The 19167-nt window shown below is 55.4% G+C and carries 18 protein-coding genes and 3 pseudogenes; 10 read left to right on the forward strand and 11 right to left on the reverse strand.

Features of this window, described 5'->3' with window-relative positions; translation table 11 throughout:
* The first annotated feature begins 8 nt into the window (after positions 1–8).
* From AC0L7S_RS02200 to AC0L7S_RS02215, 4 genes and pseudogenes are all read left to right on the forward strand, one after another.
* Positions 9–2167: pseudogene (locus AC0L7S_RS02200) on the forward strand (transglycosylase domain-containing protein).
* Positions 2168–2301: 134 nt separating this feature from the next.
* Complete coding sequence (locus AC0L7S_RS02205; protein WP_473472873.1) at positions 2302–2886, forward strand: DUF1214 domain-containing protein; 585 nt, start codon at positions 2302–2304, stop codon at positions 2884–2886.
* The gene (locus tag AC0L7S_RS02210) at positions 2879–3427 is read left to right on the forward strand and encodes a DUF1254 domain-containing protein (RefSeq protein ID WP_473472874.1); all 549 of its coding nucleotides are present in this window, start codon (positions 2879–2881) and stop codon (positions 3425–3427) included. Before AC0L7S_RS02205 ends, AC0L7S_RS02210 begins: the two co-directional genes overlap by 8 nt.
* Positions 3428–3977: 550 nt before the next feature.
* Positions 3978–4967 (forward strand): hypothetical protein, encoded by a 990-nt coding sequence (locus AC0L7S_RS02215; RefSeq protein WP_473472875.1) that lies wholly within the window; start codon positions 3978–3980, stop codon positions 4965–4967.
* On the opposite strand, the gene AC0L7S_RS02220 is transcribed toward AC0L7S_RS02215, so the two are convergent.
* The 3 genes from AC0L7S_RS02220 to AC0L7S_RS02230 form a co-directional block, all read right to left on the reverse strand.
* Entirely contained in the window at positions 4957–5301 is a 345-nt protein-coding gene (locus AC0L7S_RS02220) for a DUF1491 family protein (RefSeq protein WP_473472876.1), read from the reverse strand. The two genes, AC0L7S_RS02215 and AC0L7S_RS02220, sit on opposite strands and share 11 nt — an antisense overlap.
* Before the next feature lie 81 nt (positions 5302–5382).
* Positions 5383–6150, reverse strand: a complete 768-nt coding sequence (locus AC0L7S_RS02225) for a peptidoglycan-binding domain-containing protein (protein WP_473472877.1) — start codon at positions 6148–6150, stop codon at positions 5383–5385.
* A complete protein-coding gene (locus AC0L7S_RS02230; RefSeq protein ID WP_473474143.1) occupies positions 6125–7879 on the reverse strand; it encodes a PAS domain-containing sensor histidine kinase in 1755 nt (584 codons plus the stop codon). The genes AC0L7S_RS02225 and AC0L7S_RS02230 overlap by 26 nt, the downstream gene beginning before the upstream one ends.
* Positions 7880–8382: 503 nt before the next feature.
* Between AC0L7S_RS02230 and AC0L7S_RS02235 the strand changes: the two genes are divergently transcribed.
* Both AC0L7S_RS02235 and AC0L7S_RS02240 read left to right on the forward strand, forming a co-directional pair.
* Positions 8383–8697, forward strand: a complete 315-nt coding sequence (locus AC0L7S_RS02235) for a DUF5330 domain-containing protein (RefSeq protein ID WP_473472878.1) — start codon at positions 8383–8385, stop codon at positions 8695–8697.
* 107 nt (positions 8698–8804) lie between these two features.
* On the forward strand, positions 8805–9233 hold the full coding sequence (locus tag AC0L7S_RS02240) for a SufE family protein (RefSeq protein ID WP_473474144.1): 429 nt from the start codon (positions 8805–8807) through the stop codon (positions 9231–9233).
* Positions 9234–9248: 15 nt separating this feature from the next.
* Here AC0L7S_RS02240 and AC0L7S_RS02245 read toward each other — a convergent pair whose 3' ends face one another.
* From AC0L7S_RS02245 to AC0L7S_RS02255, 3 genes are read right to left on the reverse strand one after another with little or no spacing between them, the layout of a single operon-like run.
* A complete protein-coding gene (locus AC0L7S_RS02245; protein WP_473472879.1) occupies positions 9249–9662 on the reverse strand; it encodes a DUF6456 domain-containing protein in 414 nt (137 codons plus the stop codon).
* 2 nt (positions 9663–9664) lie between these two features.
* Positions 9665–10057 carry a hypothetical protein gene (locus AC0L7S_RS02250; RefSeq protein WP_473472880.1) on the reverse strand — a complete coding sequence of 131 codons (393 nt, stop codon included), beginning with the start codon at positions 10055–10057 and terminating at the stop codon, positions 9665–9667.
* Between the two features lies 1 nt (position 10058).
* A complete protein-coding gene (locus AC0L7S_RS02255; protein ID WP_473472881.1) occupies positions 10059–10544 on the reverse strand; it encodes a helix-turn-helix domain-containing protein in 486 nt (161 codons plus the stop codon).
* Positions 10545–10689: 145 nt separating this feature from the next.
* Here AC0L7S_RS02255 and AC0L7S_RS02260 point away from each other — a divergent pair, with 145 nt between their 5' ends.
* Entirely contained in the window at positions 10690–10968 is a 279-nt protein-coding gene (locus tag AC0L7S_RS02260) for a cytoplasmic protein (RefSeq protein ID WP_473472882.1), read from the forward strand.
* 153 nt (positions 10969–11121) lie between these two features.
* Here the strand turns inward: AC0L7S_RS02260 and AC0L7S_RS02265 are convergent, their stop codons facing one another.
* Positions 11122–11547: a Ros/MucR family transcriptional regulator gene (locus AC0L7S_RS02265; RefSeq protein WP_473472883.1), complete on the reverse strand. Its 426-nt coding sequence runs from the start codon at positions 11545–11547 to the stop codon at positions 11122–11124.
* 504 nt (positions 11548–12051) lie between these two features.
* Here AC0L7S_RS02265 and AC0L7S_RS02270 point away from each other — a divergent pair.
* Positions 12052–14206: pseudogene (locus tag AC0L7S_RS02270) on the forward strand (S9 family peptidase).
* A gap of 8 nt (positions 14207–14214) precedes the next feature.
* Here AC0L7S_RS02270 and AC0L7S_RS02275 read toward each other — a convergent pair.
* The 4 genes and pseudogenes from AC0L7S_RS02275 to AC0L7S_RS02290 form a co-directional block, all read right to left on the reverse strand.
* Positions 14215–15164: pseudogene (locus AC0L7S_RS02275) on the reverse strand (cytochrome c).
* Between the two features lie 9 nt (positions 15165–15173).
* Positions 15174–15611, reverse strand: coding sequence for a c-type cytochrome (locus tag AC0L7S_RS02280; protein ID WP_473474145.1), 438 nt, complete (start codon positions 15609–15611; stop codon positions 15174–15176).
* Between the two features lie 158 nt (positions 15612–15769).
* Positions 15770–16372: a superoxide dismutase gene (locus AC0L7S_RS02285; protein ID WP_473472884.1), complete on the reverse strand. Its 603-nt coding sequence runs from the start codon at positions 16370–16372 to the stop codon at positions 15770–15772.
* Positions 16373–16474: 102 nt separating this feature from the next.
* Positions 16475–17353 (reverse strand): branched-chain amino acid aminotransferase, encoded by an 879-nt coding sequence (locus AC0L7S_RS02290; protein ID WP_473472885.1) that lies wholly within the window; start codon positions 17351–17353, stop codon positions 16475–16477.
* 158 nt (positions 17354–17511) lie between these two features.
* On the opposite strand from AC0L7S_RS02290, the gene AC0L7S_RS02295 reads away from it, so the two are divergent.
* Both AC0L7S_RS02295 and AC0L7S_RS02300 read left to right on the forward strand, forming a co-directional pair.
* Positions 17512–18174, forward strand: coding sequence for a haloacid dehalogenase type II (locus tag AC0L7S_RS02295; RefSeq protein WP_473472886.1), 663 nt, complete (start codon positions 17512–17514; stop codon positions 18172–18174).
* Positions 18175–18344: 170 nt separating this feature from the next.
* On the forward strand, positions 18345–19160 hold the full coding sequence (locus tag AC0L7S_RS02300; protein ID WP_473472887.1) for a L,D-transpeptidase: 816 nt from the start codon (positions 18345–18347) through the stop codon (positions 19158–19160).
* Positions 19161–19167: the final 7 nt, after the last annotated feature.

Here is a 19167-nt window from a genome sequence, read left to right on the forward strand (position 1 = left end):
ATTTCCGAATGGTCAGTCCATTGAAACCGCAGAAGAAACGAGGCGCAATCGCGGCATTCCTGCTGGCTATCGACGCATGGCTGGATTCCTCGCTTTACGAGATCGGCTTCAAAGCCCGCGAGTTCTGGGAAGCCGCCACGATTTTCGCAAGGCGTTTTCGCGTTAGCGGCTGGCGTCGAGGATTTATCGAAGTCTTCAGCGAAGCCTTCACATTAGGTGCCGTCGGAGCCGTCCTTATGTTGGCTCTTGCCATGCCGGCATTTCAGGATACCCGTGGCGACTGGCGCGTTCAGGATAATTTTGCCGTAACCTTCCTGGATCGCTACGGCAACGAAATCGGCCAGCGCGGCATCATCCAGCGCGATTCCGTGCCGGTAGACCAGATGCCGGATCACGTCATCAAAGCAGTTCTCGCCACTGAAGACCGTCGTTTCTTCGATCATTACGGCATTGACGTGCTTGGGTTGTTGCGCGCCATGTCGGAAAACATGCGCGCCAACTCGGTCGTGCAAGGCGGCTCCAGCATCACCCAGCAGTTAGCCAAGAACCTTTTTCTGACCAATGAACGAACCTTTGAACGCAAGATCAAGGAGGCGTTCCTTGCCGTGTGGCTTGAAGCCAATCTCTCAAAGAAGGAAATCCTCCAGCTATATCTCGACCGCTCCTATATGGGCGGTGGAACATTTGGCATCGAGGCGGCTGCTGACTTCTATTTTGGCAAGAGCGTCAAGGATTTGAACCTCGCCGAGGCTGCCATGCTTGCCGGCTTGTTCAAGGCACCTTCCAAATATGCGCCGCACATCAACCTTCCCGCCGCACGAGCACGTGCCAATGTCGTGTTGAGCAATCTTGTCGATAGCGGCTTCATGACTGAAGGCCAGGTTCTGCAAGCGCGCAGACATCCCGCCGATGTGGTCGATCGAGGCGACAAGAAAAGCCCGGATTACTACCTCGACTGGGCATTTGACGAGGTCAAACGTCTCGCCAAAAAATCGGGGCAACATTCCCTTGTCGCGCACACCACATTCGACCCCAATATCCAGCAGGCGGCGGAGGAATCACTTGAATTTCATCTGCGTCAGTTCGGCAAGGAGCGTCGCGTCAGCCAGGGTGCGATGGTCGTCATCGAAACCAATGGAGCTGTGCGGGCAATCGTCGGCGGGCGCGATTACGGTGAAAGCCAGTTCAATCGTGCCACGAAAGCGCTTCGACAGGCCGGATCATCTTTCAAGGCGTATGTCTATGCGACCGCCATGGAGAACGGCTTTACGCCGGACTCGATCGTCTCCGGTGGAGCCGTACGCTGGGGCAATTGGACGCCACAAAATTATAACCGGGCCTATGCCGGCAACATCACGTTGACGACGGCGCTGGTCAAATCGATCAACACCGTTCCGGTTCGGCTTGCCAAGGATAGTCTCGGCATTGAAGCGATCAAGGAAAAAGCGATCGCTATGGGGGTCGAGTCCGACCTGGGCTCCCACAAGACAATGGTGCTTGGCACATCAGGCATGACGGTCATGGATCAGGCGACCGGGTATAGCGTCTTTGCACAGAACGGGATGGTCGGTACCAGACATGGTATCACCCAGCTCGTTACACATACTGGCGATGTCATCTATGACTTTGCCAAGGATGCCCCACCACCCCATCGGGTTCTGACCGAACAGGCTCTCAAATATATGAACTCGATGCTGGTCCAGGTTCCGGTAATCGGCACGGGGAGACGCGCAGCCCTTCCGGGCATCGTCTCTGGCGGGAAAACCGGTACCAGCCAGTCCTATCGCGATGCGTGGTATGTCGGCTTTACCGGCAATTACACTGCTGCCGTGTGGCTCGGTAATGACGATTATACCCCAACGAACAGAGTGACAGGGGGTCGTTGCCGGCGATGATCTGGCATAGACTGATGGCCTACGCCCATCAAAATATCGACCTCAAGCCCATTCCCGGTATCGAGCACCCTTATGTCGATGCCGAAACCGCAGCAAAGGTAGCGGAAGCTGAAAAACGGAGGGCTCAGGACGAAGCCGACAAAGCCGCTGCAGAGCGGCCACCCGTCTTGTCCAATCGCACGACGCGGGTGTTGCGCGAGATGAGCAAGGCTTTCCAAGCTGCACCAATCCTGGAACCTGTCGGCGAGCCCGAAACCCTGTCGGCTCTCTGATGGCTTTCACACACCGGTGCGCGAATTCGCATCATGAACGATAACCCCCGCCAATACGCCAAGTGTCACTGTCGCTTGCTATTTGGCCCCACCCCGCGATATCAGCCAACGCCAAGACCAACTGCGTGATCCGCATGCTCAAAAATGCCCTGTTGACGTTCGTTTCATTCACGCTCGCTGTTGGCGGAGGCGGAGCCAGTGTCTGGTATATGCTCAAGGCCCAGAAGGGCATCGGTGCCATCACGATCGGCGAATGGACCGCATTTCCAGATGCCGGTACTTCCAGCGCCGATCCCTATTCGAAAGCGCGTGTGGCGCGTGAGGGCGTGCTGGCTCTCGGCCGCGCCGAGGGCTTGGCCTTCGTCGCCGAAAGCGATGCAGATGGCGAGGCGCTTCGGCGTGAATGTGCTTATGTCATCAAGGGAGATTTTCCGATTGCCCGTTTCTGGACGCTGTATGCAGCCGACCAATCGCTCGATGTGATAAAGACCGGCAAACCCCACCCTGCGGCTTTGCAATCCTATCAAATACTGCGTCAACCGGACAATACAGCCGCCATTTCAGTTGACAGCCAGCCTGCACCCGGCAACTGGCTTGCCATTCAGGGAACTGGCGCAATGTACTTCGTCCTGACATTTTACGATACGCCGATTGCCAGCAGCACCGGCTTGTCCGATGTCAAACTCCCGCAAATCCTGAAGTCCGGCTGTCATGCGTAGATTGCTATTCGCCATACTCCTTGGCTTGGTTGGCGCTGGCATTGTCCACATTGTCGTGTTGCTCCTGGTGCCGGAATTCTCGGAGCGCGATGCGTGGTCAAGACTGGCAATGTCGTCCGATCTTTACAAGATGACGCGGCTCGATGCCGAAGCGGGCGGCCCGCCGGTCGTCAAATCGGTCGACCCGCTGTTTTATGCCGCAGCCTGCCGTTTCGATCTCAATGACGGCCTCGTTCAGATCGAGGCACCCGACATCGTGCCTTTCTGGTCCATGTCCGTCTATGACCGCAACGGACACAACATCTACAGCTTCAACGATCATAGTGCCGTTAATGGCCATCTGGATGCCGTGGTTCTGTCGCCAGCGCAAATGCTTGAGGTGCGCAAACAGCTACCCGAAGATCTCGAAGGCTCAATCTTTATCGAAACGCCGATCAATGAGGGGATCGTCGTCATTCGCAGTTTCGTGGCGGACGACAGTTGGAAGCCCATTGTCTCACGCTTCCTGAAACGAAGCGTATGTGAACTCAAGGGTTTTTGAGAGATCCCGCCACCGTGCAGGATGCGAGTGGAAATCCGGCACCCACTTTTCGAGCCGATGCTCCAGAACATCGCGCCTAAAGGGTAATATGCAGGGTGCTTCAAGCCTTTGTTTTTGTGCATGTCGTTGCCCCAAAACCGCTGCACACTTTTGGGCGACATGCACTAATGACGCGGCACAGGTTTTCTCACTTGCGTTTGTGGCTTGCGTGAATCCATCGCACTGGTTCCACCCTCGCTGCCCCGAGGCCGCTCATAGCGCACTCCAGGGAAGATGATTACGGCAGCGGGGGTTCCGCTTTCTCGTGATGGTCTATTGGTAGCCGCTCGGCGCGGCATGAATGACAAAACTATGCCCATGATCCGTGCATTCCTCTCGGTTTTCCCGGAGCTCAACGCAACGCCTCCAATGTCGATAAGGCCACCAGAGAGTTAACGGAACGCTAACGGATCGCCGCTAATTTGATCTTTGTTTCAGGTCATGGCGAAGCCGACACATTGGCGGCCCAGCATGACGTGTGTTGTGTAGAGTGTTTCAAGGCGTATCTCTCGTGCCATCTTCGGATTTCCGACACCTCACCATTACGGGTGAAAGAGACAAGGCCGAAAGGCTTTTCCGCGCAGTGATTTCGGCTTACTGCGCACTTACACGTCCGTCGCGCCGGGAAACCGCGCAAGTTGACGTCCTCACACTTCCGCTGCTCGCCGACGTATCGCCCGAAGCGTTGCGCTATGCGGCGGCAACGCTTTCCGAATGCACACAAGCGCCGATGGGACTTTTGCAACGCCTGTGCGAGATGCCAGTGGGGATTGCTGCTCCATTGTTGATCCGCTCGGCACTGCTCGACGAAGTGCATCTCCTTTCGCTGATCGGGGCTCACGGCTTACCGCACGCGCGCGCCATAGCGCGGCGAAAAGACCTCAATCCGGCAATCGCTCATCTCATACGCGCACTTGAAAGGCGCAGCCCCGAGCACGCATCTGCGGAAACGGCAAGTTCGGGAGAGCTTACGCAAAACGCCGATGCAACAGGATCGAAAGCCGACCACAAACAGCCCACTACAGTGGAGGATGCGCGACTGCGTCTACGTTCAATGATGCGTGCCAATCAGCCTCCCGTTGAGGGCCAAATCGGCGCGCGCGACAACTCAATAATCCATGCCAGGTTGCTCGACACGGCGCTGAGCGGAAACACGGCATTTTTCCACACAGCGCTGGCCGATGCACTCGCTGTCGACTTTTCAACGGCGCAATCCCTTGCCACCGCAGCGCAGCCCTCATTGCTGGTCGTCTGCCTGCGTGCCCTTGATCTTTGCGAAGAGAAAGCTTTCCTCATTGCTGCTGCGCTCTCGCCGGGAATGTTTTCGTACTCACATGCCATTTTTCTCTTCCTGGAGCACTATCGCCGCCTCAGCCGCGCAGAGGCTGTCAATCAGATTAGAAGCAGGGCAACGGACGCATCGCCTCAAGCGGCCAACAGCACGTCGTCTGGCAACGCAACAACTGCTCAACTCATCAACAGCGACATACTCAGCGCTTGATCGAAATCAGGTCGTCGATCGAAATTGATCCGACTTCGATCTCGACAACCCAGATATCGGGATCAAAGCGCTTTTCCTTCTCGATCCGATTATCGAGCGCCTCGCCATCTTCGCCAATGCCGACAGGACAGAAGAAACGGTCGTCGGGCTTGGCGCTATCATAGCTGGTCTGCGGGGCTGGCCCGAACAATTCGACGTCGCCGATCCTGTCCCTTGCAAATACAAAGACGGCACCGGCTTCAGTTGCCCCGCGTTTGATCACGACGCTAAACCCGCCCGCACCGAAAACGCGCCGCATCAAGGCAGAAACCCAAAGATCGGTGGTTACGCGCATTTCGCGATCCTGATCATATTGCTGGCTGTCGCGGATCGGGTCAGCCGGATGCCCGGCCAGTGAGCGTGAAGCAGACCCTTGTCAATCGGTGAGGCCGATCTCGCGCATCTTTGTATAGACGGCTTCGTCGGGTTCACCTGTTTCCGGCAACCTGAAAATGGCCTGGAATTCGCGCAAGGCAGACTTGGTGCGCGCGCCCAATACACCGTCGAGTTGCATGTCTTCGTTGCCGAACGCTTTCAATCCTGCCTGAATTTTCAAGACAAGGACGTCCGATCCTGGCGCGGGAGCCACCACATTGTTGTCAGCGGCGATGGAAGTTGTCTCACCCGCACGCGGCGTTGGCGTTGGAACGACCGAGGCGGTCGTGGGTGTCGCGCCCAATTGATCGAGCAAGGCGCCATCTATTTCACCTGAGGCATCGAGGCCGATCCTCTGCTGGTATGAAGCTATTGCGCTTTTTGTGTTCGGCCCAGCAATCCCGTCTATCCCGCCAGAATAAAAGCCAAGATTTGTCAGGATGGTCTGCACCTGCTCAACAACCGGATCACCCTTTGCCACTGCATATGAAGCGGGGCGCACAATGTTGATGGTGGTCTCTGGTTCTACCGGAAGAGCCAGAGGCATTATCTGAACGGTTCGGGTTGCGAAAAACGCGCTCGAATGCGGGAAAGGCTGATACCACAAGGCATTTGCCGACACGTAAAACAGCGTCACAAGAAAAGCGGTCGATCCACCCACAAGCACCGGATTGCGTGAAACTGCGCCGCCCAGTGCCATTGCACCGTCGTGAAACAGGCGGTTGCGCCGAGGTGCAGCCTTTCTAGGCCGTTTTGCGGAGCGAGCCATTCGCATCCTCCTTATCGGTCCGCTCAGACGACAGCGGCAGTACAACCAGTTTCTCGGCTTGGCCCTTCGGCCCATCGACGGGCAAACTGATCGTTACAGTGGTTCCTTCGCCGGGCATGCTTTCAACCGACATCGTACCTTCATGCAGGGCAACCAGTCCCTTTACCAATGACAGGCCCAGTCCGGTCCCTTCAAATCTGCGTGTGTAATCATTGTGGACCTGCATGAAAGGCTGGCCAAGATTGCCAAGGTCCTCCTCGGCAATGCCAATCCCCGTGTCACGCACCCAAAGATGCAGGCGCGAGCCAATCCTCTGGGCACCGATCATCACCTCACCGCCTTCTGGCGTGAATTTGATCGCATTGGATACGAGATTGATCAAAATCTGACGGACAGCGCGGCGATCCGCGTTGATCTCCCCGGCATCCTGCGCAATCCGCGTGCCAAAGCTGATGCCTTTGGTTTCGGCCTGCAACTGCATCATCGAGCGGCACATCTCAACCGCCTCGCCAAAACGGAATGGCTCTGGCTGTGCGGAATAAGCGCCTGCCTCGATTCTCGAAACGTCCAGTATGGAAGTCACCACGTCCAACAGGTGATGCCCGGAATCACGTACGAGCCCGACATATTCCTTCTGGCGTGGATCTCCGAAGGGGCCAAACATTTCATGCAAGAGCATATCGGAAAAGCCGATGATCGCATTCAAAGGAGTACGCAATTCATGGCTCACTGCTGCCAAAAACCTGCTTTTGGCAACATCGGCGCTGGCAGAAGTCTCGTTTGCTTCCGAAAGCGCATTTCGCAGTTCAACGATTTCGTTGTTTTCACGCAGCACGGCGACATACAGGTCCGCATTGTCGGCGACGCTCATCAATTCAAACGCGAATGGTCGATAATTGTCGCCCATTGCAGGTGAGTCGTCCTTGGGCAATCGAATACGCAATTCCAATTTGCGCAGCGATGCTCCCTCACGCATGTCAGCCAATGCCTCCAGGTAGGCAATGCGATCAGCCAGGTGAATTCTATCGAAAAGACCTGTTCCGATGAGGAGTTCGGGCGGCAATTTCAAGATCGTGCGGGCTTTGTCGCTGGCATCAGCGATGTCACCCTGCCTTGCAACCCGCAATATAACAGCATTGAGGCTTTGTTCGAGGTCGTTGCCACTCGTCCTGTATTGTTCGGGCACCGCATCACGGCGAAATCCTGCGATACGGGGAACAAATGTACCTGCCCATGCGAACGGCAGCAGCCAATGCCAGGCCGCGGGCCCTGTCATATCCGGCGCCGGCATCCCGGCAAATGCGAATTGCATTGCGATGGCGCCAAGCGCGGCAAACACGCCCAACATGGCCTGTCGGCGAGAACCAGAAACCCAGCCTGCTTCCAGCGGAAGGGCAAGAGCCAATATGGCAACTGGCGAGGCAAGACCGCCAGCAGCGGCGATCAATCCACCAAGCATAGGCACCGCAGCCATCAGAGCGAGACAGGCTGCGCCATTCATTCGACCGGACGCGGCCACCAGAAGGGCTATCAGCCAGCAAATACTGAATGTTGCGAAGATCACGGCCAGCGTGACAGACGCTCCCAGATTGGCGGTCACCAGAGTGACTGCACTGCCCGCCACAATGAAAGGCGCACATAGCATCAAGCCGATGAAACGACGGTGACGCTGGCGGCAAGCGCGGTCCACGACCGAGGCATGCACGAGGCGTTCGCAACCGGCGGCGATCGCATCTGGCAGTTCAAGGTATCGGGTCGCGGCAGAACTCAACTCAACGCACTCACTGTGACCATCATGGAGGATCAATTCTTACTCAGCCCGAACCTCGCATTCAGCCTTTAAGGAAAGGATAAAGCAGGCCACGGTAAACCCGTCTGATCGTGCGAAAATGGGGCCTATTTCCTGATTTGCCGCGCGGATTGTTGCCATAGTAAACGGAGGGTTAGCCCATCTCGAGCCGGGGGACTTCCTCCTCGCGCGCATGAACAAGCCAATTCAGACCTGTACATTCAATAAAAACAGCAACTTGTATGGTTAGCAAATGGTAAAAAACAACGTTCAACTTGTTCTTGACCCCGAAATTGAGCGCTTTATTTCAAAATCATCTAAAATTTGACGAAAATTTTCGTGTTGCGCGCAATGGGGTTTTTCCTGCCTGTGTCAGTCTGATCCCAGAAGAAGGAAGAGCGCCGATATGGCGTAAAGTCCGGTCACGACAAGAGGGCACACAGATGGGATTTCTGATCAGAGCCGCATTTTGGTTTTCACTGGTGCTTCTGGCACTGCCGCTGGATGTAGCACCGGACCAGAATGGCCGGGAAAGCGTTGGCGCGATCCAGGCATTGGTCGCGGCTCGGGAAGCCGTCGGTGACATTGCCGGCATCTGCGAGCGCAAACCGGATGTTTGCGAGACAGGCAAGTCTGCCATGCACACAATCGCCGAGCGCGCCAGGCAAACCGCGAAACTTGCAGCCAACGTTCTCGAAGACACATCCCCCGAACCCGACACGTCGACGATAACCGGCAGCGTGCCACTTCAGGATTGAGTGATGGCGATCCTGCCCGGATCATCCACCGAGGCCAGCGCATTCTTTCACAAGGCGCGACAACTTTTTTCGTGACGATGTCACGGCGCATGTCTATATCCTTCGATATGGCAACGACCATTCAAACAATTCTTGACGACTTCTCGTTCCTTGACGAGTGGGAAGACCGCTATCGCTATGTGATCGAGTTGGGTGAAGCGCTTCCGGAATTCCCGGACAGCGCACGCACCGCCGCGAACAAGGTTCCCGGATGCGTCAGTCAGGTTTGGCTCACCACCGCTTATGGCGCGGGAGATGATCCGGTCATCACCTTCCAGGGCGATTCAGATGCGCATATCGTGCGTGGCCTGGTCGCCATCATTCTCGCGCTCTTTTCAGGAAAGCATGCGAGCCAGATCAACCAGCCCGACGCCGACGCAACGCTGAAGACGCTCGGTCTTGACGAACATCTGTCATCCCAGCGCGCCAACGGCCTGCGCTCGATGGTAAAACGCATTGTGCGCGACGCCGAAACGGCACTTCATCAAACCGCCTGACTGCCTTTTTTCTCCTCACGCAATCGTTGGCCGATATCCGTGCGCACCCCAATGCAGCGTCTTGCGATTGCTGGAATTGCGCATCTTCTGTTCGGGATTGTAGTGGCGCGCCAGAACACCAAGCGCGCTTTTCAGGACGATCTTTGCAGAACGTATCGGCCATCCGCGTTCTGTCTCGACCCGCTCCAGACCCTTCAGGAAGCAGCAGACATCAATCAAAACGCCTGAAAGTTCCGGCCCCACGGCAACGACCGCATTCTCCACACGCAAACGCGCTCCAAGTGCTGCGTCCGTCAGTTCCGCAATTCCACCCGAACCGCCCTTTGTCCCGGATGCGCCGCTGCCATCCCAACTGGCACCCAGACGCGGCATGATCTGGCCCTGCGTATAGTCCGCCCTCAGCCGCTCTCCCGCTTCATACTCGCCCATTGTTAAAAAGGCACGCCGGCCTTCGTCTTGCGCCGAACCAGTTGGGCAAGTGGAGATTCCGAAAGATTGGCCAGGACGATGCGAGTGCCACCATCAATATCTACCTGCGCGACACCGATCTCACGCTGGCTCTGGCCGTCCTTGCCTTTCAAAGCCATTTGATTGGCCAACGTCGCTCCGGCAGGTGCCAATGCGACACTGTGGGTCGCTTTGACAATCATGCCCTGCGATGCCAGCAATTCGAGAATTTCGTGGTCAAACGAAATCGCCCCTCGCTCCGCCGCCTCAATCAGCACTTTGCCATTGTTCGCGGCTGGGCGCACTGATGCCGGTCCCCTGGACAAGAAACGCAAAAGGCGGCGAGCGGCCTGTTCAAGCATATCATCCTGACGCATCTCATAGCCCCATCCGGCTGCGGAACGCCGCCGACGCCACACGTTCGAACGTCAGCACAACGCGATCGAAATCAGGATCGTCGCGCATGTCCTCAATAAGCTGACATGCATGCACCACCGTCGTGCGATCCCTGCCAAATCCGCGGCCAACCTCGCCCATATTCAAGCGAAGCACGACGTGGGCCACATACATGGCGATTTGACGGACCCGGGCCACCGGCAGCGTCGTTCTTCCGGGCTTGCGAATTTCCTTGCCAGACAAGGAAAACAACGCCGATGCAATGTCGATCAGACACTCGCACACTTCCATAGCCAACTCATCGCGCCGCTTCGGCGTCGATTGAAAATCACTGACGATGGGATGCGCTCCCGTCCTCGATTGGTTTCGATCATCTGAAAGGGTCGCTGAGTTGGCATGCACGAGAACATTCTCCATAATTAGGAATATGTTCTTATATTCACAATTCACTGATGTGTGAACAAACAAAGAACTCCAATATTCTCGTAATTTCCACAACCCATTGAATCAGCTTTATTTTCTATATCCACAAGGTGAAATATCGCGCAGTTTTCTCCCCATCCGCTCATCGTCACCGATAGTTGCCCAATCGAAATATGGAGAGATTGCGGATATGGGGCTATTTCACGAGGAGGCGGAAGCTTTTGCAGCGCAAAGGATAGCGAATACCGCATATGCAGGCGAAATTGTTGCAAGCCGCCTGATCTGCGGCGTGGATCTTGCAAACGCGCTTGCCGCTTCGGCTGAAACGAAGAAGAAAATCATCAATCGTCTCGAACGCATGATCGAGCGCGAACGTCTCAAAGGTCTTCGCAAGCACTGGAGCTACGACCTGAACCGCCATATCGCGCTAAAGCACGCTCTCGACAGGCTGAAGCACGTCGAGATTTAAAGGATCATCGCGCGCGCTAAATCAGCATGATCCAGCGCGCCCTATCGATTCGAAATTGGTAGATGGACTACCCGTCAGATATTCCAGCAGGACGAGGCTGAAAATTGCCGCAAAAACGCGGATCAGGGCGGATATCCCGAGTGATCGTACGCCTTAGCGGGCCTTGCGTTTGCGTCCAAGCCCCATCTGCTTGGCAAGTTGCGACCTGGCGGCCGCATAGTTCGGTGCCACCATCGGATAGCCTGCATCCAGGCCCCATTTCTCGCGATACTGATCGGGTGACAATCCGTAATGCGTCATCAGATGGCGCTTCAACGATTTGAATTTCTTGCCGTCTTCAAGACACACAATGTAATCATCATGAACCGACTTCTTCGGGTTCACCGCAGGCTTTTGCTTGTCGACAGGGGCCTGTTCGCTGGCACCACCCACGCGCCCCAATGCGGAATGTATATCTGCAATCAGGTTGGGCAACTCGCCTACCGGAACGGGATTGTTACTTACATATGCTGCCACCACATCGGCAGTCAGTTCGATCAGCATGTCGCTGTTACGTGAAGGTGTTTCAGCATGTTCCATTGTTCGGTGCCCTACCGTAATATATTGACTTTGATGGCCAGCTTACAAAAGAGCTGCACTCAGCTTCGTTGGGGGTGCGAGATCTACTATCGCAGTTACATCCTTCATGAGCCTGACATACAAGTAAGTCAATTCGTCCTACGGTCTATATCCAATGTTATTCACCAAACATCACGGTTAAACATCGATTAACAACCTCGATTACAACTTACACGATATATTTCAAAGATAAGTGCCACTACATGACGTTACGAAATATTTACGTTACGATGCTCGCACAACTCGTCGCGCGCGCCGTCATTGCCTTGACCGAGCGTCAATTCGCGCACGCTGCTCCCATGAAGACTGTATTTCCAATCACTTAACTGGACCGTTGGTTGGGGCAACCGGATCGCCGGTCCGTAACCCACACCGGAATATCCAATCACAATTCTTCCTGGCCCACTTGAATGGCATCAACTCACATGCTCATTCGGTGCACAAGATTTTCAGATGCGGGGCATGATGACAATATCCACAACATTTCTTTCGGCCATTCCTCCACAAGCTGAAAAACATCCAGTTTCCGACTCACGCCACGGCATTGCGCAGAATCGATGATTACGCTTGGCTCAGAGCCGCCAACTGGCAGGATGTATTTCGCGAACCATCCCTCCTGGACCCGGAAATTCGTACCCATCTCGAAGCCGAGAACGCCTATCAGGCCAAATTGATGGCCGACACCACTGATCTGCAAAAATCGCTATTTGCCGAAATGAAGGGACGCATCAAGGAAGACGATTCCTCGGTCCCCATGAAGGACGGACCCTATGCTTACGGGTCGTCCTTCAAGCTTGGCGGTCAACAGCCGCGCTTCTTTCGCCAATCACGCGATGGTGGCGATGAGAAAATATTGCTCGACGGCGATGAAGAAGCCCAGGGCAAAGCCTATTTCCGCATCGGCGGGATAGATCATTCATCCGATCACAAGCTGCTTTTGTGGGCGCATGACGACGTGGGTTCCGAATTTTTCACGCTGCGTGTCCGCGACGTCACCAACAATGTCGATCTGCCGGACGAAATTCCCGACAGTGGCGGGTCAGGCGTATGGGCTGCGAATAATGGCGGGTTTTTCTATTCGCGGCTCGACGCCAACCATCGCCCATCAAAGGTGCTGTTTCACAGACTGGGGGACAAGCCAGAAAACGACCGGTTGATTTATGAAGAGCCTGATCCGGGCTTGTTCATGAATGTCGGTGGCACACGCAGCGGCGAATGGATTCTGATCGGGATCAACGATCACGAAACATCCGAATACAGGATCATGAGCGCCAAAGGCCTTGATGAACAACCCAGGATTGTCTCACCGAGACAAACAGGGCTGCAATACGATCTGGAAGAGGGCGGCGATGTCTTCTTCATCCTGACCAATGCCGATGGTGCCAAGGACTTCAAGATCATGACGGCGCCCGCACCTGACCCCAGACGTGCCAACTGGAAAGAACTGGTGCCACACGAACCGGGGCGATTGATCCTCTCGCTGATTGGCTTTGCCAACTACCTCGTGCGCCTTGAGCGAAAGGATGGCTTGCCCCGCATCGTCGTGCATGAGCGCGCAAGCGGCGAAGAACACGTGATCTCCTTTAATGAAGAGGCTTTTTCGCTCGGTCTGGCCGGTTCTTATGAATACGACACCGACATATTGCGCTTTTCGTATTCCTCGATGACCACGCCAGCACAAGTCTTCGATTACAATATGCAGACACGCCAGCGTGTCTTGCTCAAAACGCAGGAAGTGCCCTCTGGTCACGATCCCGTAAATTATATCACGAGACGCCTCATGGCGCCCGCCCATGATGGCGAAATGGTGCCCATCTCCCTTATCCATCGGCGTGACGTCGCGCTTGATGGATCGGCCCCCTGTCTCCTTTACGGTTATGGTTCTTACGGGATCACCATCCCGGCATCGTTCAACACCAGTTGCCTGTCTTTGGTTGATCGCGGTTTCGTTTATGCCATCGCCCATGTTCGCGGCGGCAAGGACAAGGGCTACACTTGGTACGACGATGGCAAACGCTTGAAAAAAGCAAACAGTTTCAAGGATTTCATCTCAGCGGCTCGCCATCTCGTCAGCGAAAACTACACCTCCCATGAGCGCATCGTCGCCCAGGGCGGTTCCGCCGGCGGCATGCTCATGGGTGCTGTGGTCAACATGGCTCCCGATGCCTTTGGTGCCATCATCGCGGAAGTCCCCTTTGTCGATGTCCTCGCTACCATGCTTGACGAGACACTCCCCCTCACCCCGCCTGAATGGCCAGAGTGGGGCAATCCGATTGCATCGGAAGAAGACTATCAAACAATCGCGTCCTATTCGCCCTATGACAATGTCAGCTCTTACAACTATCCGCCGATCTTGGCGGTTGCAGGTCTAACCGATCCGCGCGTTACCTATTGGGAGCCGGCCAAATGGGTCGCCAAACTGCGTGAATACAAGGCAGGCACCAATCCCGTATTGTTCAAGATCAACATGGATTCAGGTCACGCAGGTGCCTCGGGGCGCTTTTCACGTCTTGAGGAAGTCGCTTTCACCTACGCGTTTGCACTGAAAGTAACGGGTGCACTGAATGTAACTGGCGCACAAAAACTAACGGGCGCGGAAACGCCGCAACAAACAGGCTGAAAACAGGTTCAGTTCGGCGCGGGTTTTCGCGCCGGATATCCATTTGGATGCGGCGGGATAGCCTTGAGATAGGCGGCAATTGCCGCGCGGTCCTGAGGCAAAAGTTCGGCGATGTTTTGCTGCACATCGACCATCGCACCGCCAACCGTATCGAAATCCGGCGTAAAGCCGGTTTCAAGGTAATCGGCGATTTCCGATTGCGACCACACGCCAATGCCGCCATCACCGGTGGTGATATTGGGTACGATCCCTTCACCTTCTGCTGCAACAGCACCCGAAAGCCATGCCCCCTTCTTGCTGCCTCCAGTGAAAAAACGAGGTGTGTGGCATTCGCCACAATGTCCGGGGCCTTCCACCAGATACCGCCCGGCAAGAACTTCATCGGAAACAGTGGCGTCAAACGCGACCACCGGTTCCTTGCTCAGATAAAGCCGCTTCCAAAGTCCAAGACCTCTGCGCAAGTTGAACGGAAAGCTCAGCGAATGATCGGGAGCCTTGCCCGCAACTTCTGGAAGCGTTTTCATGAAAGCATAGAGATCGGCAATATCTGATGGTTTCATGCGTGCATATGACGTGTAGGGAAATGCCGGATAAAAATGCTCGCCCGATGGAGATACGCCCATCAGCATTGCATTGGCGAGGTTCTCGAGCGACCACGTTCCGATACCGTCTTTCTTGTCTTGAGAGATATTCGGCGCGACGAAAGTGCCGAACGGCGTTTTCAGCGCCAGCCCACCGGTCAGTTGAAGGCGCGCATCGCCTTTCGACCCGGGCTTTGCATGGCATGAGGTGCAGCCACCCGCATAAAAGATGCGTTTGCCTCTGGCTGCATCGCCAGGGTCAAGATTTGCCAGAACTTGTGGGTCAAGCCTGACCGGTGCCGATAAAACCACCCAGCAAGCGCGCCGATACCGCCCAGCACAAGCAAGGCGGCGATGAGTTTCTTCAGCGATAGCATTGACGAGGATCAGCTCTTCTTGATTCGATAACTCTTGTGGCATGTACCGCAATTTGAGCCGATTGCACCGATCTCGGCCTTCAGCGCATCTACGTCGGCTGGAGCCGCCGCTACTGCTGCTTTCACGTCGAGAAGATATTTGTCTTCAATAGCGTTAAACCCGTCCATGTCTTCCCATATTTTCGGCGCAGCCGTTGTATCCCCGGTATTGCTGCCCTCAGGGAACATTGCATCCGCATCGAATTTTTCCGCATTGGCCTCTAGCGACTGCAAGGCTGCCAATACTTCGGCAGAATCAAAAGGCTGCTCGCCCTTGACCACCTTGACGAGACCGCCAACGATCTTTCCGCGCTCCTTCATCAATGCCTGTCGATCTGCCAACGGATCGGCAAACGCGGCTGTTCCGGCAAAAGCGAGCAGAGAGATGGCCAGTGTAAGCTTTTTCAACTTCATTCGTCAGGCTCCATGTTGAGGACAATGCGCAATAGGTATCCAACGATCAGGCTGGCTTAATTCTTCCAAAATTTCGCTTCACGCTTGCGTGAATGGCGTCCGGGACCGGTTGAAATGAAAAGCCCCGGTCGTGCCGGGGCTTTTGCATTGTGTCAGGATGTCGCTTTTTCGTACATCTCAAGCACATGATCCCAATTGATCAGGCTGTCGACAAATGCTTCGAGATATTTCGGCCGGGCGTTGCGATAATCGATATAGTAGGAATGTTCCCATACATCGACGCCCAGGATTGGCGACCCACCGTGAACAAGCGGGTTTTCGCCATTTGGCGTCTTCGAAATCGCCAGCTTGCCATCCTTGACCGAAAGCCAGGCCCAGCCCGAACCGAACTGCGTCGTGCCGGCGGCAATAAAATCAGCCTTGAACTTGTCGTAGCCACCAAGGTCGGCATCTACCGCCTTTTGCAATGCGCCGGGCAATTTGTTGCCGCCGCCGCCCTTCTTCATCCACTGCCAGAAATGGACATGATTGAAGTGCTGGGCCGAGTTGTTGAAGAGACCGGCATTCTTGCCGAATGACTGCTTGACGACTTCTTCCACCGAAAGATCGCCCATGCCGGCTTCAGCCGCCAATTTGTTGCCGTTGTCGACATAAGCCTTGTGATGCTTGTCGTGGTGATATTCGAGCGTCTCCTTCGACATATAGGGCTGCAAGGCCTCGTAGTCGTAGGGCAAAGCGGGAAGTTCGAAAGCCATAATATACTCCTCAATAATAATCCGGCACTGTTACCGGATAAAGATAGGTCTGTATCGCCCCGGAGCAACTCCTGAACGAAGCGCCGGTTCCCTTTTATGGGTTCAGTCGGTGGAAGTCGAATGCGCCCAGGACCAATAAAGTTCCCGTGCTTTCTTGGCGACCGGCCCAGGTTGCAAATTTCGATCCTCTATACGGGTAATCGGCACCACCTTTGAATGGTTGCCGGTCGAGAATATCTCATCTGCCTCCAGAAAGTCACGCACTGACAAGGTTTTTTCCGTCGTTTTGAACCCGTAATCGGCAAGCAATGTCACGGCACGAGCACGCGTTATGCCAGACAGAAAGGTTCCATTGGCGGCTGGTGTAAACACATGCCCCTCTTTCACCAGAAAAACATTGGAAGAAGCGGTTTCAGCAACATTGCCAAGCATGTCCAGGACAAGGGCATTGTCGAAACCTCGCATCTTGGCTTCCATGATGGCACGCCCGTTATTGGGATAAAGACATCCCGCCTTCGCATTTGTCGGCATGGTTTCAAGGCTTGGACGCCGGAAGGGTGAAACCGTCACCGAGAACCCTGATGGCGCAAGCATCGGTGCTTCATAAAGGCAAAGGCAAAAGCGGGTCGATGCCGGATCTGCCGGGACACCCATATAGCCGCCATGCTCGGCCCAATACATCGGGCGAATATAGACCGCCGTCTCGCCATCGAATTTCTTCAAGCCATCCAACGTCAACTCGACGATCGCCTCAGGGCTCATGGTGGGCTTCAACCCCAGCGCAATGGCCGAGGCATTCACTCTTGCGGCATGCAAATCAAGGTCAGGCGCGACACCTTCGAACCAGCGGGCACCATCAAACACACTGGTTCCCAGCCACATGGCATGGCTGCGCGGGCCAATAATTGCAACATTGCCGTCGTGCCAGTCGCCATCCACAAATGTCCAGGTTGTCGATTGAGCAGCAATGGCGAGTGTCATCTTATCATTCCGTTCGTTCGGCTGTGAAAGCACGTACCATTGGAAAACGCTTTTGGGGCGTTTCGTCAATCATCCTCACATTTATTTGTTGATGCCAGCAAGGCTGGATTCTCAATCAGTGCTTGCACCGGCACCCATCTCACTTCACAACGAACCTCATGCAACACACAGCCTATGTATTCGATGCCTATGGCACGCTTTTCGATGTTCACGCTGCTGTTCGCCGCCATGCGGAGGCTATCGGCCCGCACGGACCGTTGCTTTCCGAAATCTGGCGCACCAAGCAGCTGGAATATTCATGGGTCAGAACGCTGATGGGTGCCCATGTCGACTTTTGGCATCTGACCGAGCAGGCGCTTGACTTTGCGCTGCGCAAAGTCCCAACCGCCGACCCATCGCTACGCACAAACCTGCTTGAGGCATATTGGCATCTGGATTGTTACCCGGAAGTTCCCGGTGTGCTCAAGGCGCTCAAAGCCAATGGGGCCAAGGTCGGCATCCTGTCGAACGGTTCGCGGGAAATGCTGGACGCCGCCGTCAAGTCTGCTGCACTCGACCAGATCCTTGACGAAGTTTTTTCGGTGGATGCGGTCAAACGCTTCAAACCCGAAGCGCCGGTTTACGAAATGGTCACGACCGCCTGGCGGCTCTACCCCGAAGCGGTATCATTTCAGTCGTCCAATCGCTGGGATATTGCGGGCGCAACAAAAGCCGGGTTTCGCACCGTGTGGGTAAACCGCAGCAATCAACCCGAAGAGTACGAAGATTTTTCACCCGGCCTCATTCTTCCTTCGCTGGAGGGCTTGTTGAAAAGCGCCTGACGCACTGTTGCAAAATAACCACAACACCGGCTCGTCACAGCTTTGCCTTTGTTTGTCCACCCTCCAGCCAGATTTGCGGCTACCTATCGCCGTCGATTGTGCCGGTAGATACCGTGCGAACCTCGCGCCCAGACATTTTCTTATGCGCAGATTTCTAAGAAAAGGCCCAAATGTCCAAAATTGCTTCATCTTCCCCGGCCATTAGCCGGCGCGCTTTCTTGAATGTCACGGCGTTAGGCGCTGCTTCGCTTGCGGCTTCGGCTTGCACCACGACCGGCCGGAGAGCGCCAGAGGCGCAGTCGCCTGTTAGCGTTGAACCGGATATGGGCAGCTACACCACGATGTATGGGCCGATAATCGACGAAGGCTATGAAATTCCGGCCGTTCCGATCCAGAAGATCGATCCTCAGTTTTTGCGCCAGATCGTGACGGACCCAACCGGTGAACGCCCCGGTACGATCGTGGTCGATACGTCCGCGCACTTCCTGTACCTCGTGCGTGAAGGCAGGCAAGCCATCCGTTACGGCGTCGGTCTTGGCCGTGCCGGCTTCGAGTGGTCGGGCAGCGCCGTCGTTCAGTGGAAGCGCAAGTGGCCCACATGGACCCCTCCAGCGGAGATGATCGCCCGCCAGCCTGAACTGGAGAAATACAGCGCCGATAATGGTGGCATGGAGCCGGGCCTGAAAAACCCGCTTGGCGCACGCGCTCTTTATATCTTCCAAAATGGCGAAGACACGCTCTATCGCCTGCACGGATCGCCGGAATGGAATTCCATCGGCAAGTCGGTTTCATCGGGCTGTGTGCGCCTCATGAACCAGGACATCATCGACCTCTATGATCGGGTCCCCAACAGCACCCCGATCATCGTCACTTCAGGCATTGGTGCACAAATTGCGGCGACTGATTATCAAATGGCGAACCCCATCGATGCGGGCGTGCCTGAAGGTTCGGAGCTGCTTGGCAAAGTGCGCAGGTCGTGGTTCTAAACTTGAA

It is taken from the genome of Mesorhizobium sp. G2-6-1, from assembly GCF_055809095.1.

Bases quoted from the DNA above. Each gene is read 5' to 3' on its own strand.
- AC0L7S_RS02265 (WP_473472883.1), bottom strand. From the start codon at position 11,547: ATGGAACATGCTGAAACACCTTCACGTAACAGCGACATGCTGATCGAA.
- AC0L7S_RS02300 (WP_473472887.1), top strand. From the start codon at position 18,345: ATGTCCAAAATTGCTTCATCTTCCCCGGCCATTAGCCGGCGCGCTTTC.
- AC0L7S_RS02260 (WP_473472882.1), top strand. From the start codon at position 10,690: ATGGGGCTATTTCACGAGGAGGCGGAAGCTTTTGCAGCGCAAAGGATA.
- AC0L7S_RS02220 (WP_473472876.1), bottom strand. From the start codon at position 5,301: ATGCGCGTAACCACCGATCTTTGGGTTTCTGCCTTGATGCGGCGCGTT.
- AC0L7S_RS02225 (WP_473472877.1), bottom strand. From the start codon at position 6,150: ATGGCTCGCTCCGCAAAACGGCCTAGAAAGGCTGCACCTCGGCGCAAC.
- AC0L7S_RS02290 (WP_473472885.1), bottom strand. From the start codon at position 17,353: ATGACACTCGCCATTGCTGCTCAATCGACAACCTGGACATTTGTGGAT.
- AC0L7S_RS02295 (WP_473472886.1), top strand. From the start codon at position 17,512: ATGCAACACACAGCCTATGTATTCGATGCCTATGGCACGCTTTTCGAT.
- AC0L7S_RS02205 (WP_473472873.1), top strand. From the start codon at position 2,302: ATGCTCAAAAATGCCCTGTTGACGTTCGTTTCATTCACGCTCGCTGTT.
- AC0L7S_RS02250 (WP_473472880.1), bottom strand. From the start codon at position 10,057: ATGCGTCAGGATGATATGCTTGAACAGGCCGCTCGCCGCCTTTTGCGT.
- AC0L7S_RS02285 (WP_473472884.1), bottom strand. From the start codon at position 16,372: ATGGCTTTCGAACTTCCCGCTTTGCCCTACGACTACGAGGCCTTGCAG.
- AC0L7S_RS02245 (WP_473472879.1), bottom strand. From the start codon at position 9,662: ATGGGCGAGTATGAAGCGGGAGAGCGGCTGAGGGCGGACTATACGCAG.
- AC0L7S_RS02210 (WP_473472874.1), top strand. From the start codon at position 2,879: ATGCGTAGATTGCTATTCGCCATACTCCTTGGCTTGGTTGGCGCTGGC.
- AC0L7S_RS02235 (WP_473472878.1), top strand. From the start codon at position 8,383: ATGGGATTTCTGATCAGAGCCGCATTTTGGTTTTCACTGGTGCTTCTG.
- AC0L7S_RS02240 (WP_473474144.1), top strand. From the start codon at position 8,805: ATGGCAACGACCATTCAAACAATTCTTGACGACTTCTCGTTCCTTGAC.